Annotated in this window: 12 protein-coding genes; 1 reads left to right on the top strand and 11 read right to left on the bottom strand. The window is 47.5% G+C overall.

What is annotated here, in order from left to right; all coding sequences use genetic code 11:
* The first annotated feature begins 31 nt into the window (after positions 1-31).
* A complete protein-coding gene (locus BN1938_RS20195) occupies positions 32-1,957 on the top strand; it encodes an ABC-F family ATP-binding cassette domain-containing protein (protein WP_050642238.1) in 1,926 nt (641 codons plus the stop codon).
* 152 nt (positions 1,958-2,109) lie between these two features.
* On the opposite strand, the gene BN1938_RS20190 is transcribed toward BN1938_RS20195, so the two are convergent.
* The 11 genes from BN1938_RS20190 to BN1938_RS20135 all read right to left on the bottom strand — a co-directional run bounded on the left by BN1938_RS20190 (position 2,110) and on the right by BN1938_RS20135 (position 17,030).
* On the bottom strand, positions 2,110-3,306 hold the full coding sequence (locus tag BN1938_RS20190) for an NADP-dependent isocitrate dehydrogenase (RefSeq protein ID WP_050642237.1): 1,197 nt from the start codon (positions 3,304-3,306) through the stop codon (positions 2,110-2,112).
* Between the two features lie 26 nt (positions 3,307-3,332).
* On the bottom strand, positions 3,333-4,055 hold the full coding sequence (locus BN1938_RS20185; RefSeq protein ID WP_242843895.1) for a GntR family transcriptional regulator: 723 nt from the start codon (positions 4,053-4,055) through the stop codon (positions 3,333-3,335).
* 22 nt (positions 4,056-4,077) lie between these two features.
* Positions 4,078-5,466: a beta/alpha barrel domain-containing protein gene (locus tag BN1938_RS20180; RefSeq protein WP_050642236.1), complete on the bottom strand. Its 1,389-nt coding sequence runs from the start codon at positions 5,464-5,466 to the stop codon at positions 4,078-4,080.
* A 264-nt stretch (positions 5,467-5,730) separates the two neighbouring features.
* Entirely contained in the window at positions 5,731-6,894 is a 1,164-nt protein-coding gene (locus BN1938_RS20175) for a phosphoglycerate dehydrogenase (protein ID WP_050642235.1), read from the bottom strand.
* 1 nt (position 6,895) lies between these two features.
* Complete coding sequence (gene serC, locus BN1938_RS20170; protein ID WP_050642234.1) at positions 6,896-7,978, bottom strand: 3-phosphoserine/phosphohydroxythreonine transaminase; 1,083 nt, start codon at positions 7,976-7,978, stop codon at positions 6,896-6,898.
* 82 nt (positions 7,979-8,060) lie between these two features.
* On the bottom strand, positions 8,061-9,740 hold the full coding sequence (gene ilvB / locus BN1938_RS20165; protein WP_050642233.1) for a biosynthetic-type acetolactate synthase large subunit: 1,680 nt from the start codon (positions 9,738-9,740) through the stop codon (positions 8,061-8,063).
* 13 nt (positions 9,741-9,753) lie between these two features.
* Positions 9,754-11,427 (bottom strand): dihydroxy-acid dehydratase, encoded by a 1,674-nt coding sequence (gene ilvD / locus BN1938_RS20160; protein WP_050642232.1) that lies wholly within the window; start codon positions 11,425-11,427, stop codon positions 9,754-9,756.
* A gap of 60 nt (positions 11,428-11,487) precedes the next feature.
* Positions 11,488-12,576 (bottom strand): 3-isopropylmalate dehydrogenase, encoded by a 1,089-nt coding sequence (leuB, locus tag BN1938_RS20155; RefSeq protein WP_050642231.1) that lies wholly within the window; start codon positions 12,574-12,576, stop codon positions 11,488-11,490.
* Between the two features lie 1,033 nt (positions 12,577-13,609).
* The gene (gene yajC, locus BN1938_RS20145) at positions 13,610-13,879 is read right to left on the bottom strand and encodes a preprotein translocase subunit YajC (protein ID WP_009004147.1); all 270 of its coding nucleotides are present in this window, start codon (positions 13,877-13,879) and stop codon (positions 13,610-13,612) included.
* Positions 13,880-14,011: 132 nt separating this feature from the next.
* Entirely contained in the window at positions 14,012-15,148 is a 1,137-nt protein-coding gene (gene tgt / locus BN1938_RS20140; RefSeq protein ID WP_050642229.1) for a tRNA guanosine(34) transglycosylase Tgt, read from the bottom strand.
* A 34-nt stretch (positions 15,149-15,182) separates the two neighbouring features.
* Entirely contained in the window at positions 15,183-17,030 is a 1,848-nt protein-coding gene (locus tag BN1938_RS20135) for a L,D-transpeptidase family protein (RefSeq protein ID WP_330581595.1), read from the bottom strand.
* Positions 17,031-17,077: the final 47 nt, after the last annotated feature.

Here is a 17,077-nt window from a genome sequence, read left to right as displayed (position 1 = left end):
GCCCGATACAGAAGACAACAGGAGGTTTCTTATGATACTTGCATGCCATAATCTCAATAAAGCTTTCGGTGGACAGGTCATTGTCAGAGACGGCTCTTTTCATATAGAAGACAGAGAAAAAGCGGCTCTGGTCGGAGTAAACGGGGCCGGAAAATCCACCATTCTTAAGATGATCGTAAAGGAAGAGCCAGCCGACAGCGGTGAAATTGTAGTTACAAAAGGGAAAACTCTCGGATATCTCGCACAGCAGCAGAAACTCGAGGGCGGCCGCTCCATATATGAGGAAGTAAAGACAGCAAAGGCTGATATTATCGAGTTGGAAAATCAAATCCGTGCTATTGAAAAGGAATTGAAGTCTCTGAGCGGTGATGCCCTTCAGAGCAGGCTCGATACCTATCATCGCATGATGTCCGCGTTTGAGGCACAGAATGGGTATGCTTACGAAAGCGAGCTGACAGGCGTCCTAAAAGGACTTGGTTTTCAGGAGGAGGATTTTGACAAAAAAACGGACACCCTTTCCGGAGGGCAGAAAACAAGGGTTTCCCTGGGAAAACTGCTCCTCACAAAACCCGATATCCTGCTTCTGGATGAGCCCACAAACCATCTGGATTTAAATTCCATCACCTGGCTTGAGACCTATCTGCTGAACTACCCCGGCGCCGTATTTATCGTCTCCCATGATCGTTTCTTCTTAAACAGAGTGGTCACAAAAGTGGTGGAGATCGAAAATGGGGCTGTCCGGATGTACGCCGGCAACTATAAGGCCTATGCGGACAAAAAACAACAGATCCGCGACGCCATGATGAAAGAATATCTGAACCAGCAGAGGGAAATCAAGCATCAGGAGGCCGTCATAGAAAAACTCCGGTCTTTTAACCGTGAGAAGTCCATCAAGCGCGCGGAAAGCCGTGAAAAACTGCTGGATAAGATGACGCTGGTCGATAAGCCCCAGGAGGCGGCGAAGGAGATCCATTTTTCCCTGGAGCCCTCTTGCCTGAGCGGCAACGACGTGCTTTCAGTGGAGGGGTTGTCTAAAAGCTTTGACAGTCAGACCTTATTTACGGATATCAGCTTTGATATCAGACGCGGCGAACATGTGGCTGTAATCGGTGACAACGGCACCGGGAAAACCACGCTGCTTAAGATTATCAACCAGGTGGTTCCCCCGGATACGGGCTCCTTTACTCTGGGGTCTAAGGTGAGAATCGGTTATTACGATCAGGAACACCATGTGCTGCACGACCAGAAAAATATATTTGACGAGATTTCGGATGACTATCCAACTCTGAATAATACGCAGATCAGAAATACGCTAGCCGCATTCCAGTTTACCGGTGATGACGTGTACAAACTGATCGGGGACCTGAGCGGCGGCGAGAAGGGACGCGTATCGCTGGCAAAACTGATGCTCTCCGAGGCCAATTTCCTAATCCTCGATGAGCCCACAAACCATCTGGATATCACATCAAAAGAGATATTGGAAAAAGCAGTCAACGACTATACCGGTACCGTCTTATACGTCTCACACGACCGCTATTTTATCAACCAGACAGCTACCCGCATATTAGAGCTGGTGAATCAGACCTTTGTAAACTATATCGGCAATTATGACTATTATCTGGAAAAAAAGGAAGAGCTGACGGCCGTCTATGCTTCCCCCGCAGCCAGGGGCACGGATGATTCCGGTATTCCGAAGGAATCTGTTTCAGACGCAAAGCTCAGCTGGCAGGAACAGAAGGAACAGCAGGCCAGGGAGCGCAAAAAACAGAATGAACTGAAAAAGACGGAAGAACGCATCACTGTACTGGAAGAAAGAAATGAAGAGATCGATGAACTGATGACCCATGAAGATGTGTATTCCAACTCGGTCAAATGCCAGGAACTTGCTGCAGAAAAGGCTTCCAATGAAGAGGAACTGGACATTCTCTATGAAAAATGGGGAGAACTTGCAGAATAAGAATAAAATGGGGAAGCTCACTTCAACGCTCCAACGCCTTTATAAAAAACGGACCGGCATGCAGATCTGCGTGCCGGTCCGTTTTTGCATCATTTAAATTGAAGTATCATTTATTTGATGACTTTTTAAGCATTGAATGAGGCAGATAAAATTTACAGCCTTGCTGCAATCGCTTTGATAAAGTCTTCACTGTTGAGAACAGTCGGATTCTCAATCGTTGTAATCAGTGCCAGATCCTTTGTCATGTTTCCGGATTCTATGGTGTCAATGGTCGCTTTTTCCAGTCTGTCCGCAAATGCCATCAGATCATGGTTTCCATCCAGTTCTCCGCGCTTTCTTAAGGCTCCGGTCCATGCAAAAATAGTTGCAACTGAATTGGTGGATGTCTCCTCTCCCTTGAGGTGCTTGTAATAGTGGCGCTGTACGGTTCCATGGGCCGCCTCATATTCATAATAACCGTCGGGAGACACAAGCACGGATGTCATCATAGCGAGTGATCCGAATGCAGAGGATACCATGTCGCTCATGACGTCGCCGTCGTAGTTCTTGCACGCCCAGATATATCCGCCCTCTGATTTCATAACACGTGCTACTGCATCATCAATCAGTGTGTAGAAATACTCGATCCCGGCTGCCTTGAATTTTTCATCGTATTCTGCATCATAGATTTCCTGGAAAATGTCCTTGAATGTGTGGTCATATTTTTTGGAAATTGTATCTTTTGTCGCAAACCAGAGATCCTGTTTTGTATCCAGCGCATAGTTGAAGCAGCTTCTTGCAAAGCTTTCGATGGACTGGTTGATATTGTGCATGCCCTGCACGATACCCGGGCCGTCAAAATTATGTACGAGCTCTTTTGTCTCTGTCCCGTCTTCCGCCGTATAGACAAGTTCTACCCTGCCTGCGCCCGGAATCTTCATCTCTGAACCCTTGTATACATCACCGTATGCATGACGGGCAATGGTAATCGGCTTTTTCCAGTTCTTAACACATGGCTCAATTCCTTTTACGACGATCGGCGCGCGGAAAACTGTACCGTCCAGAATGGCACGGATGGTCCCGTTCGGGCTCTTCCACATTTCCTTCAGGTCATATTCATCCATACGTGCAGCATTCGGGGTGATGGTTGCGCACTTAACAGCTACTTTGTACTTCTTTGTAGCATTCGCGGAATCCACGGTTACCTGGTCATTTGTTTCATTTCTATATTCCAGGCCCAGATCGTAATATTCCGTATTCAGCTCGATGTAAGGCTCCAGAAGATTATCTTTAATCATCTTCCAGAGGATTCTTGTCATCTCATCCCCGTCCATCTCAACAATCGGTGTACTCATCTTAATCTTTTCCATCTTAACTGTCTCCTCCTAATATTTCTTCATACATTATTTTGCGGCTTGCTGCAAACCAGCCCCGCAGGGGCATGAATTACGGGATGCCCATGGGTATAACCTTGTTTTTTAAGGTTCTGTATGACATGCAGAATATGCTCGTTGGCGAGCTGCTCCGCAAGGTCTGCATCTTTATCCCGGATTGCGCGCAGAATCTGCTTATGCTCCCGGATCGACTTTCTGGCCCGTTCTTCTGAGACTACGGAAGATCTCCGCGCCAGTTGGACATATTTGTGGAAATCCGTCAGTACATGGCTGAGTATCTTGCTGTTTGAAGCCTCATATAAAATCGCATGGAACTTGCCGTCCAGTTCAGCCACCTGATCCGCACTGCCTCCGCCCTCTTTTTTCATATGAAACTCGGAAAGGAGTATAATCTCGTCCAGCTCATCCAGCTGCTCGTCCGTAATGTTTTCTGTAGCCCATCTCGCGCACAGCCCCTCCAGCATAGAGCGGATCATATAGATGTCGCTTACATCCTTCGAAGATATTCCCGTCACATATGCCCCCTTGTTAGGGATGATAGAGACAAGGCCTTCCAATTCAAGCTGCCTCAGCGCCTCTCGCACGGGCGTACGGCTGACCCCCAGTTCTTTCCCGATCGTATTTTCCCTTAACTCATCGTGTTCCTTATACTTTCCCTTCAAGATATCGTCACGGATTCTCTGAAAAACACGGCTGCCTAAGGAATGGTCCTGATATTCTTCCATTTTGCTTTTATGTCCTCCCAAGTCAGAGTTTTATATGCAGTTCACTGCATACACTGTCTATTTTGGCAACTAATTCGTCATCTGTCAAGACTGTAACGCGACCTTCTTCATATTCTTTGTCCACCCAGGTCTTTAATGCCAGCACAAGCTCTGAATTTTTATCCACCTGCCGTTCTGCCGGAAGCTTGTAGTATGCGTTAATCCAGTATGCTATTCCTGCAATACCGGACGTATTGGAGACAGATACAAGCGCCGGGCGGTTTAGATATTTGTCGGTATCAAAAATATTATAAATTTCTTCGTTTTTGAGCATTCCATCCGCATGAATCCCGGCGCGGGTTACATTAAAATTCTTCCCGACAAACGGCGTTCTGGAGGGAACCCGGTATCCGATCTCTTTTTCATAGTACTCCGCCAGCTCTGTGATTACAGTTGTATCCATTCCATCCAGCGTCCCTCTGAGCTGTGCGTATTCAAATACCATCGCTTCAAGCGGAGTATTTCCCGTACGCTCTCCAATTCCGAACAGGGAACAATTCACCCCGCATGCGCCGTACAGCCAAGCCGTAGTCGAATTATTGACCGCCTTATAGAAATCATTGTGCCCATGGAATTCAATCAATTCACTTGGAACACCAGCATGTGTCATCAGTCCATAGATAATCCCCGGTACGGATCTCGGAATCACTGCCCCCGGAAAATTCACCCCATATCCCATGGTATCACAGACACGGATCTTAACCGGTATCTGATACTCTTCCATAAGCTTCATCAGCTCCAGACAGAAAGGGATTACGAATCCATAAATATCAGATCTCGTAATATCTTCCAGATGGCATCTCGGTTTCACTCCCGTCTCCATACACTCCCTTACAACAGAAAGGTAATGATCCAGAGCTTCCCTGCGGTTCATCTTCAGTTTATAAAATATGTGATAATCAGAGCAGCTCACCAGAATCCCCGTTTCCTTCAGCCCGATCTCCCTCACCAGTTCAAAATCTTTCTTATTCGCCCGGATCCAGCTTGTAACTTCCGGAAATTCATATCCCTTCTCCAGACATTTATAAACCGCATCCCGGTCTTTATTACTATACAAAAAAAATTCACTCTGCCTGATCTTACCCTTAGGCCCGCCAAGCTTATGTAAATAATCAAAAATCGTAACAATTTGTTCTGTTGTATAGGGGGCACGTGACTGCTGTCCGTCACGGAACGTCGTATCCGTAATCCAGATTTCGTCCGGCATATTGTGAGGCACAATCCTGTCATTAAAAGCAATCTTCGGAATCTCATCATAGTGGAACAAGTTGCGGAACACATTAGGCGAGTCCACATCCACCAGCTGATACATATGCTCTTCCAGTTCCAAAAGATTTGTGTGTTTGTTCAAAAATACTTTTCTGTCTTCCATTCTACCATTACCTCCTATATATCCAGTTAACACCCCGCAGCACTTCAATTCTGCAGATTACATCCACGTATAATTGTATACAATTATACATTCTGTGTCAATAGTAATTTATTTAGCGTCTTCCGGATGCCAGGCAGCATAAAGAAAAAAAGAGGGAAAACCAGGTCTGCCCCGGTTTTCCTTCTTTTTCATTTACTCCACTTTGCAGCCGGAAGGCGTATCCCGACACTTCTGTGCCCGTTTTCTACGCGATCCATTCAACTATTAAAGAATAACTCTCACTTTAAGAACCCCTTCGATACTGCCAAGTTCTTCTTTTACAGCCTCAGATACATCTCCGTCTACGTCGATCATGGTATAAGCATATTCTTTTCTGCTCTTATTTGCCATCAATGAGATGTTTAATTTTTCTTTTGCGAGCAGTGCCGTGAACTGTCCGAGCATGTTTGGTATATTATGATGCAGGATGGTGATTCTGGATCCCTCACCTTTCTGTCCCATATCACAATCGGGGTAGTTTACGGAATGTGTAATATTACCATTTTCCAGGTAATCAATGGTTTCCTTGACTGCCATTTTTGCACAGTTGTCTTCGGATTCCTCTGTGGAAGCTCCGAGGTGTGGAATTACAATTGCCCCTTTAACTCCTGTGACCTCCGGTGTTGGAAAGTCTGTTACATAACATTTCACGTTTCCTGCTACAAGGGCATCAACCATGTCCTCACTGTTTACGAGCACATCTCTTGCAAAATTCAGGATGACCACATCTTTTTTCATCAGGCTGATCGTGTCTTTGTTAATCATGCCCTTCGTATCTTCCAGGGCCGGTACATGGATCGTGATATAATCACATTCTTTATAGAGCTCATCTACCGTTTTTGCATGGTGGATATTACGTGAAAGCTTCCATGCAGCGTCGACGGATACATATGGGTCATAACCGTATACTTCCATTCCGAGATGCGTTGCAGCATTTGCTACCAGAACTCCGACTGCTCCGAGACCTATGACGCCCAATTTTTTGCCTTCCAGCTCTGTCCCGGCAAAGGCCTTTTTCTTTTTTTCGGTCATCTTGGCGATGTCCCCGTCCTCTTCATTCTCCTGAACCCAGCTAATACCGCCTATTATGTCACGTGCTGCAAGAAGCATTCCCGCGATCACAATTTCTTTAACACCATTGGCATTGGCGCCAGGAGTGTTAAATACAACGATTCCCTTTTCTGCACATTTGTCCAGCGGGATATTGTTAACGCCCGCACCTGCGCGTGCGATGACTTTCAGGCTGCTGCTGAAATCCATATCATGCATTCCTGCGCTTCTTACAAGGATAGCGTCCGCCTCCCCTGCGTCATCTGTTCTTACATAGTTTTCATTAAATTTTTCCAGTCCCACCTGGGCTATTGGATTCAGGCAATTATACTTATACATTTTACAGATTCTCCTCCTCAAACTTCTTCATAAATGCAACGAGTGCTTCTACACCCTCATATGGCATTGCATTGTATATGCTGGCACGCATGCCGCCCACGCTTCTGTGGCCTTTCAGATTCTCCAGGCCTGCAGCTTTCGCCTCTTTAACAAACTTGGCATCCAATTCGGCATTTCCTGTAACAAAAGGCACATTCATCAGAGAACGGTCCTTTGGCTCAACGGTGCCTTTGAACATCTTGCTCTGATCCAGGAAATCATACAGAAGCGCTGCTTTCTTTTCGTTGCGGGCCTTCATTGTCTCCAGGCCTCCCATGCTCTTGAGCCATTGAAATACCTTTCCGCAAATGTAGATACCATATGCCGGAGGGGTATTGTAAAGGGACTTCGCGTCTGCGTGCGTCTTATATGTAAGCATGGTCGGTGTGCCGGGCAGTACGTCCTCCGTAATTAAATCTTCACGGATAATAACGATCACAACGCCTGCAGGCCCGATATTCTTCTGGACTCCCCCGTAAATCACTCCATATTTACTTACGTCCACTGGTTCAGACAGGAAGCAGGATGATACGTCGGCAACCAGAGTTTTGCCTTTTGTATTCGGAAGTTCTTTAAATTTGGTACCGTAAATTGTATTGTTTTCACAAATATAGACATAATCTGCATCCTCTGAAACCGGAAGGTCAGAGCAATCTGGTATATATGAGAACGTCTTGTCTTCAGAAGATGCTATTTTGTTAACTTTACCGTATTTTGCGGCTTCACTGGCAGCTTTTTTCGCCCACTGTCCTGTCACAATATAGTCAGCCACCTTATTTTTCATAAGGTTCATCGGTATCATGGCAAACTGCTGGGAGGCTCCTCCCTGCAGAAACAGGACTTTATAGTTGTCAGGAATATTCATAAGCTCTCTCAGGTCAGCCTCTGCTGATGTAATGATCTCCTCGAAAGCCTTTGAGCGATGACTCATTTCCATGACCGACATGCCGGTTCCCTTGTAATCCAACATTTCTTCTGCTGCTGATTTTAATACTTCTTCCGGTAAAACTGCCGGCCCTGCTGAAAAATTGTACACTCTACTCATTTCAAATTTCCTCCTGCACTTTTTATGCTTCATCATTGATAAGTTTCATTACAACTCAAGCCATCTCTGTCCTCTTGGAATACTAATGGCTGATATCGCTCTCGTCAAAAGCTTCGCTGATTGCAGCTCCCGGAGCTACCATGGGCCATACTTTATCATCACTGTCGATCTGGCAGTCGATGACAACCGGCTTGTTCAGCGTTAAGGCTTTCGCAAATGCTGCCTGGAATTCATCCTTTGTGGTTGCGCGGATCCCTTCCGCCCCCATGGCCTCCGCCAGCTTCACAAAATCCACCGCATCGTTCAGAACGGTGGCGGAATAGCGCTGCTCATAAAACAGGTTCTGCCACTGGCGGACCATGCCGAGCACATGATTGTTAATCACAACCTGTATGACGGGAATCCGGTGCCGCACCGCTGTGGCTATTTCATTCATATTCATACGGAAACAGCCGTCTCCTGCGATATTAACCACAACGCTGTCCGGACATCCGGTCTTCGCCCCAAGAGAAGCTCCCAGGCCGTATCCCATCGTTCCCAGACCACCGGAGGTCAGGAAGGTCCGCGGCTTTGTATACTTGTAATACTGTGCGGCCCACATCTGATGCTGGCCGACCTCTGTTACTACGATGGCATCCCCTTTTGTCTGTCTGTAGATTTCTTCTACGACATAGGGTCCTGTCAGTACGTCCGTATGGTAATTGAGCGGGTATTTTCCTTTGTATTCCTGTATTTTACTCATCCATTCTGGGTGGCACTGCTGTTTTAAGCCTGCATTTATCTTCTTCAGGACTTCTTTGATGTCGCCCACCACACCTGCGGTAATGATGACGTTCTTATTCATCTCAGCCGCATCGATATCAATTTGAAGAATCTTTGCATTCTTTGCAAACTTCCTGGTATTGCCGGTCACTCTGTCGCTGAACCTTGCGCCGATAACAATCAACAGGTCGCATTCGCTGACCCCGTAATTGGACGTCTTGGTCCCGTGCATGCCAAGCATGCCCGTATATCTCCCATCGGTTCCCGGAAATGCGCCCTTGCCCATAAGTGAATCCGTGACCGGCGCGTCAACTTTATGAACAAACTCAGTCAGTTCTTCACTTGCACCCGATAAAACGGCTCCGCCGCCGACAAAGATATAAGGGCGCTTTGCCTTATTAATCATGCTGATTGCTGTCTCCACTTCTTTGTCAGAGATTTCCTCAGCCCCCATGGGGATGACGGGAGTAATTGCTTCACGCTTATAATCGGTTTTCTCACCGGTCACATCTTTCGGAATATCAATCAGCACCGGACCGGGACGGCCTGTCTGCGCGATTCTGAATGCCTTGCGGATCGTCCCGGCCAGCTTACTGACATCTTTTACAATATAGTTGTGCTTTGTAATCGGCATTGTAATGCCTGCAATATCAATCTCCTGAAAACTATCCTTGCCAAGCAGGGATACGCCGACATTACAGGTAATTGCAACAACCGGGATGGAATCCATATAAGCCGTAGCGATGCCGGTAACCAGGTTCGTGGCTCCCGGTCCGCTTGTGGCAAAGCAGACACCAACTCTGCCCGTCGCTCTCGCATATCCGTCTGCGGCATGCGCAGCCCCCTGTTCATGGGAGGTCAGGATATGCGTGATCTCATCACTGTGTTTATATAAAGCGTCATAAACGTTTAGGATCGCGCCGCCCGGATACCCGAAAACAATATCCACACCCTGCTCCTTCAGACATTCAATGACGATTTCTGCTCCAGTTAAATGCATTGATAAGGACCTCCTAATTTGTCTTTGGCACTTCCAGTATTGCCCCTCTGTTGCCGGATGTAACCATAGATGCGTATCTTGCCAGGTATCCGGTCTTAATCTCCGGCTCCTTTGGCTGCCATTTAGCTCTTCTGGCAGACATCTCTTCATCTGAAACTTCCAGTTCCAGCTTCAGCTCAGGGATATTGATCTTTATAATATCTCCCTCCTCTACCAGCGCAATCGGTCCGCCCACAGCAGCTTCCGGTGACACATGCCCGATGGATGCGCCGCGGGATGCGCCGCTGAAACGTCCGTCCGTAATGAGCGCCACGGTAGATCCAAGCCCGTATCCTGCAATTGCAGAGGTCGGGTTGAGCATCTCCCTCATGCCCGGGCCTCCTTTTGGACCTTCATAGCGGATGACAATAACATCCCCCGGGTTGATCTTACCTGTCTTAATCGCCTCGGTGGCAGCCTCATCGCTTTCAAAAATTCTGGCAGGCCCTTCATGTACCAGCATCTCCGGAACAACTGCGGAACGCTTAACCACGCTTCCGTCAGGTGCAAGATTTCCCTTGAGCACTGCAATTCCGCCGGTTTCGCTGTAAGGATTTTCAATCGGCCGGATGACTTCCGGATTGAGATTCGTACAGCCTGCAATATTCTCACCCACAGTTTTACCTGTCACAGTCATACAATCCGTATGCAGCAGGCCTTTTTTATTTAACTCATTCATAACGGCGTACACTCCGCCCGCCTCATCCAGATCTTCAATGTATGTATGGCCTGCGGGTGCAAGATGACACAGATTCGGCGTTTTTTCACTGATTGAATTTGCAAATTCAATTTCAAAGTCCATTCCGATCTCATGAGCGATAGCGGGAAGGTGAAGCATACTGTTTGTAGAGCAGCCCAGAGCCATATCTACGGTTAATGCATTAAGAATGGCCTCCTCCGTAATAATATCTCTTGGCCGGATATTCTTTTTCACCAGCTCCATTACCTGCATGCCCGCATGTTTAGCCAGCTGCAGCCTTGCGGAGTAGACAGCCGGGATCGTTCCGTTCCCACGCAGCCCCATACCAAGAGCCTCCGTCAGACAGTTCATGCTGTTGGCTGTGTACATACCCGAACAGGAACCGCATGTAGGGCATGCTTTATTTTCAAACTCACATAAATCCTCTTCAGACATTGTTCCTGCCGCATAGGATCCAACAGCCTCAAACATGCTGGAAAGACTGGTTTTTCCGCCCTTTACATGTCCTGCGAGCATGGGCCCTCCGCTGACAAAAATCGTCGGGATGTTGATTCTGGCCGCGGCCATCAAAAGGCCCGGCACATTTTTATCACAATTTGGGATCATCACAAGCGCGTCAAACTGATGCGCCATTGCAAGCGCTTCTGTTGAATCAGCGATCAGGTCTCTTGTGACAAGGGAATACTTCATTCCCACATGCCCCATGGCAATCCCGTCACAGACAGCGATTGCCGGAACCATAATAGGGGTTCCTCCTGCCATCGCCACGCCCATTTTAACTGCCTCAGTGATCTTATCCAGATTCATATGCCCTGGCACAATCTCATTGTAGGAACTGACTACGCCCACAAGCGGTCTGTCCATTTCCTCCTGCGTCATTCCCAGCGCATGAAACAAAGAACGGTGGGGCGCCTGCTGGCTTCCCTTTGTTACTGTATCACTTCTCATAGTTTTAAAACCTCCTTTTCTACTTATGCCATTACTCCTGCTGTTATAACTCTGATCTACCTAAATGTTTATATAGGAACAGATCTTGTCACCCATCTCACTGGTGCCAATCTGTGTATTTCCTTCCGACATAATATCAATCGTGCGAAGCCCGTCTTTTAATACTTTTGAGACTGCATTTTCGATGGCGTCAGCTTCCTTATCCAGATCAAATGAGAACCGGAGCATCATTGCCGCCGACAGAATTGTAGCAATCGGATTGGCAATCCCCTTGCCCGCAATATCAGGAGCGGAACCGCCGCTTGGCTCATAAAGCCCGAACTTTGTCTCATTAAGGCTGGCTGATGCAAGCATACCGATTGATCCGGTAACCATACTTGCCTCATCCGACAAGATATCCCCAAACATATTCTCCGTCAATATCACGTCAAACTGGCTCGGATCCTTAACCAACTGCATTGCGCAGTTATCCACCAGCATGTTTTCCAAAACCACCTCCGGATAATCGGCAGCCACTTCCTCTACTACCTTTCTCCACAATCTGGAAGAGTCCAGTACATTCGCCTTATCCACGCTCGTCACTTTCTTCCTGCGCTTCATAGCAATATCAAATCCCCGTTTTGCAATACGGCGTATTTCCGTTTCATTATATGTAAGTTCATCATATGCAGTCATAACCCCGTCCACTTCCACGGTCTTTCTCTGTCCAAAATAAAGCCCGCCGGTCAATTCCCGCATAATCATCATATCAAACCCTTTTGCTGCGATCTCTGCTTTCAGAGGACACGCCTCCCTCAGCTCATCATACAGCACAGCCGGCCTCAGATTTGCAAAAAGATTCAATTCCTTCCGAATCCTCAGAAGCCCGGCCTCCGGTCTTTTAGATGGTTCCAGCTGATACCACGGAGAAGTTGCGGCATCTCCGCCGATAGACCCCATCAGCACCGCATCACTTGCCTTGGCAAGCGCAATCGTCTCATCCGTAAGAGGCACGCCATTCACATCAATAGATGCCCCTCCCATCAAAAGCTGCGTATAACAGAACTCATGCCCGAATACCGCTCCCACTTTATCCAGAACCTTCATCGCTTCCGTCACGATCTCCGGCCCAATACCGTCCCCTTTAATCACTCCGATGTTCAGTCTCATACCTAATACTTCCTTCCAAATATATATGTAATAGAATAAAAATGCTAATTTTTATCATACCGTATTTTTCGCCACGTTTCAACCCTTTAATGCGAAAAATGGAGGGATTGGAGGGATTGCGCAATGGTGGACGCCGTCGTCAGGGGAAGGAGGGGCAGCTGAGGGCGGAATTGGAGGATAAGCAGCTCTAAATTAAAAAGGGCGGGAAAATGCCGGGCACCGCAGGCATTTAAGCCGAATTCCGATGAATTCGCCTTGCAGGCCTGCTTGGAACCAGGCTTTGTGAGCCTGGTTCCAGCCCGCATTTTCCCGCCCTTTTTAATGAAGAGCTGCTAATCCCCCAAAAGAGCCCTCAGCCGCCCCTCCTTCCCCTGCCGCCGGCTGGTTCATCCGGCCGGCACGTACAATTCCATCCCATGTAGGATTTCGAAATGGGAGCACCGGATGTGCCCTGGCAAAGTGTATCTTTCGCCAGACGGGATATTATCAGATCAGCAAATTTTCCTTCGTCTCCTACCAAAATAGCCCCTAGAAGCCAGCCCAATCCGCTGCCCTCCCCGCCGCCTTTCACCTGCTGAATAGTCGTCCTCCCGCCCGGATGAGCCTAGTACATCGTAAAATAAGTAACTGCCACATAAGCTGAGATAAATTTTCGAGAGTGCTGCTCCACAAACGCAAGCGTAGTGGGCTACGCTGAGGCTTGTGGAGTAGTGCTATCGGAAATTTAGGTCGGCTTATGTGGCAGTTAATTATTATACGATGTACTGGCCCGTCAGGGAACACATGGTGATTCCCGGGGCATCAAAGTGCGCGTTAGAAACACTTACAGCGAAAAAGCAGCAGCTGATGGATGAAAACTGATTACCAAATCAGTTTTCAAAACCGCCTGAGCTTAGAAATCATCAGATTTCTAAGTGAATGCGGCTGGTTCCATCAGCTGCTGCTTTTTCGCTGTTAGTGTTTCTTCGCAAACGGCCTGCCCCGGGAATCACCATGTGTTCCCTGACGGGCGTCCCCCATCGCGAGCCCCCGCCTATTCAGCACTAGGCTTCTCGATCTGAGCAATTGCCGCTTTCTGCATTGGTATCCTGCAGTTTTTATTGTTCCCAAATTCTACGATTACATCGTCATCTGTGATATCAATAATTACCCCATAAAAACCGCTTGTTGTCAAAGCGGTATCGCCTACTTCCATTGTGGAAAGCATTGCCTGTACTCTCTTCTGCTCTTTCTTCTGAGGGCGCATAAGCAAAAACCACATACCACCAATAATAACAACATAGATCAGGATAATACCACCCATCCCTGTTGCTCCGCCTGCCGCTAATAATCCATTCATTTTAAATCCTCCTAATTACTATCTCTACAAACAATAAGTTAACTATACACAAAATTGGACAAATCTTCAAGTATCTTTTGGAATTTCTCTAAATTTTTATGCCTCTTTCATACCTTCCATTCCATCCAGCTTCTTTTTCTTATACGCTTTATACTCGCCGGCTTCAATGGCTGCCCTGATTTCTTCCATCATCGTGTTATAGAAATAGAGGTTGTGCAGGACGCACAGGCGCATGCCCAGCATTTCTTTTGCCTTGAGGAGATGGCGGATATAGGCTCTGCTGTAGCTTCTGCAGGCGGGGCACTGGCATCCTTCCTCAATGGGACTGTCGTCCAGTTCAAATTTTGCATTAAACAGGTTTAGTTTTCCGTGGTTTGTGTAGACATGTCCGTGTCTTCCGTTCCTTGTCGGATAAACACAGTCAAAGAAATCCACCCCCCGGTCTACGCCCTCGAGTATGTTGGCCGGCGTACCCACGCCCATCAGATAAGTCGGCTTTTCCAGCGGAAGGTAAGGTACAACGGCATCCAGAATACGGTACATGTCTTCATGGCTTTCCCCTACCGCAAGGCCTCCCACTGCATATCCGTCCAGGTCGAGTTCTGTGATCTGTTTAGCATGCTCAATCCGGATGTCCTCATAGATGCCGCCCTGGTTGATGCCGAACAGCATCTGCTGCGGATTGATCGTATCGGGCAGGGAATTCAGGCGTGCCATCTCCGTCTTGCACCGCCGCAGCCAGCGGGTCGTTCTTGCAACGGAATCCGTCATATACTCTCTGTCTGCCACACTGGAGGGACATTCGTCAAATGCCATTGCAATTGTAGAAGCCAGGTTTGATTGGATCTGCATGCTTTCTTCCGGCCCCATAAAAATCTTTCTTCCATCTATATGGGAATGAAAATGAACGCCTTCTTCCCTGATCTTACGCAGATCTGCAAGGGAAAATACCTGGAACCCGCCGGAGTCCGTCAGAATCGGCTTGTCCCAATTCATAAATCTGTGAAGCCCGCCCAGCTTCTTAACAACTTCATCACCTGGGCGTACATGAAGATGATACGTATTGGAAAGCTCCACCTGTGTCTTAATTGTCTGAAGATCATCTGTGGAAACGGCGCCCTTAATGGCTGCCGCGGTGCCCACATTCATAAATACCGGAGTCTCTATCGCTCCGTGAACCGTATGAAAACGGCCCCGCTTAGCAAGACCGTCCCGTTTTAATAATTCGTACATAGTAACCTCATCTGTTATATAATTTTTCAAGCACTTAATAATGTATGATCACAGGTGTGCCCATACCGATCATATTGAATAAAGCCTCAGCCTGGCCGTATGGCATGTTTATACATCCATGGGAACCAATGCTTGTATACAGCGAGCCCCCGAATCCCGGCTGCCATGTAGCATCGTGGAACCCAATTCCGCTCCAGGTCACACGCATCCAGAAGCTGACCGGCGTCTCGTATTCCGGTTCTCCTGTACTCGGGTCAATCTCACCGACCAGTGTCTTGTTCCGCTGGATCTCCAGAATATTATAGACTCCCGCAGGGGTTTCCTTCTCCGGCGAAGGATAACCTGTAACTACATCCGTCTCAAGCGCAACGGCGCCGTCTACAATATACCACATATGCTGGGCAGACAAATCCACTTCCGCATAGGTGTTCCCCCAGTCCGCAGGCGCATGTGCAGCTGCTGTCTGATAGTATGCCGGTTCTTTTTCTACCGTTTCCCCATTCTTGATGCTGTTGGTCAGCGCTTCGAATTCGGTATCCTCATCAATGGACCAGCCATAAGTGCCTCCGGATACTTCCGCGCTCTTTCCGGTTGGAGTAACGATTGTCCTGGTCGTCCCCACTGTATCGTATTTGTCACCAAACTCTGTCAGCCAGGATTTGACCGCTTCTTCGTTAAAAGTTACGTTCATATTCTCATCGGCGGTAACCCATGTGGATATCAGTGTCTTATCAACAACTTCCCGCTCGGTCATTGTATATGTAATACTTGCCTTACAGTAGTTATTCATGGTATCGCATGCCTTTTTTACTTCCTCGGACTCTGAGGTGAATCTTGGCTCTGCATAACATTTTTCTTTTTCCATATCCAGTTCCGTCTGAAACTCGGAAATATACTGGTGCACCTTTTCCTTCAGCACGTCCATATTTACTGCGGTGCCGATCACTTCCGGTTCTATGACAAACTTCTCTCCGTCAAACTTTGGATACGCGGACTGCGCAGGAACCTGTTCGGCAGTCACTGCCTGAAGGCTCTGTATCTTAGAATCCAGTGCAGACTGATCATAGGAAACCTCAACCGTCACTTTGGCCGAATTCTTTGAAAAGAACGCCGCCGGCCAGAGGAAACCATTCTGCTTTTTCAACGCCTGCTTAATATCATCATTTTCCTTGTAGGTTAATGAGATCTCGCTTCCGGCAATCGTGTCGGACTTATTGTCCTTTTCTTTGACTTCCAGCTGATAGCCATCGACCTGTTCTTTCATGTATGCCTCTACATCCGCAGGGGTCTTTCCTGAAAAATCATGCCCGTTAATCTCGGTGTTCATAAAGAAATGGCTCATAAAGAATACGGAGACACCGATATAGACCGCCGCTACAGCAGCCACAACGCTGCCTGTAATTATCCAGAGCTTTTTCATACTCTTCTTTTTTCTGCCTTTCTTTTTCCCAGACTTCTTATTTTTTTTCTTTGGCTCTTCCTCCTCGAAGATGTCTTCGAACTCTATCTCCTCATCTTCCGCCTCAAAATCATCGTCTTCCTCGTAGTCATCATCATAATACCTGCCGCTGTCTGTATCGTATGCCGCATCCTTCTGTGTGGAGGAACGGACCTCGATCACATCAGGAATCACCTGGGTTCTGGCTATATCCCGGGGCTGCTCCGCCTGCCCCCTGCCGGTATCAGTGCGGGCAGACTCTTCTTGCGGTTCCTCTTCCTCCTCTTCTTCATCGAAGAAGTAGTCCTCATCATCTTCATCTATCTCATCGTCCAGAAAATAATCCTCGGCTGTTTCATCGATCTGATCCTGGTAGTATTTCTCTTCTTTTTCTTTATCTTCTGGGTGAATGCTGTCTGAATTTGTCTTATTCCTATCGCTCATCTAGTATTACTCCCTCTTTTTTAATCAATATCTAGTCCACATTATAT

The sequence above is a fragment of the Eubacterium sp. SB2 genome (genome assembly GCF_001244405.1).
GTDB lineage: Bacteria > Bacillota > Clostridia > Lachnospirales > Lachnospiraceae > Faecalicatena > Faecalicatena contortus_B.
Note: the sequence above shows the minus strand (reverse complement) of the source record. Positions and strands in the feature narration are given on the sequence as shown.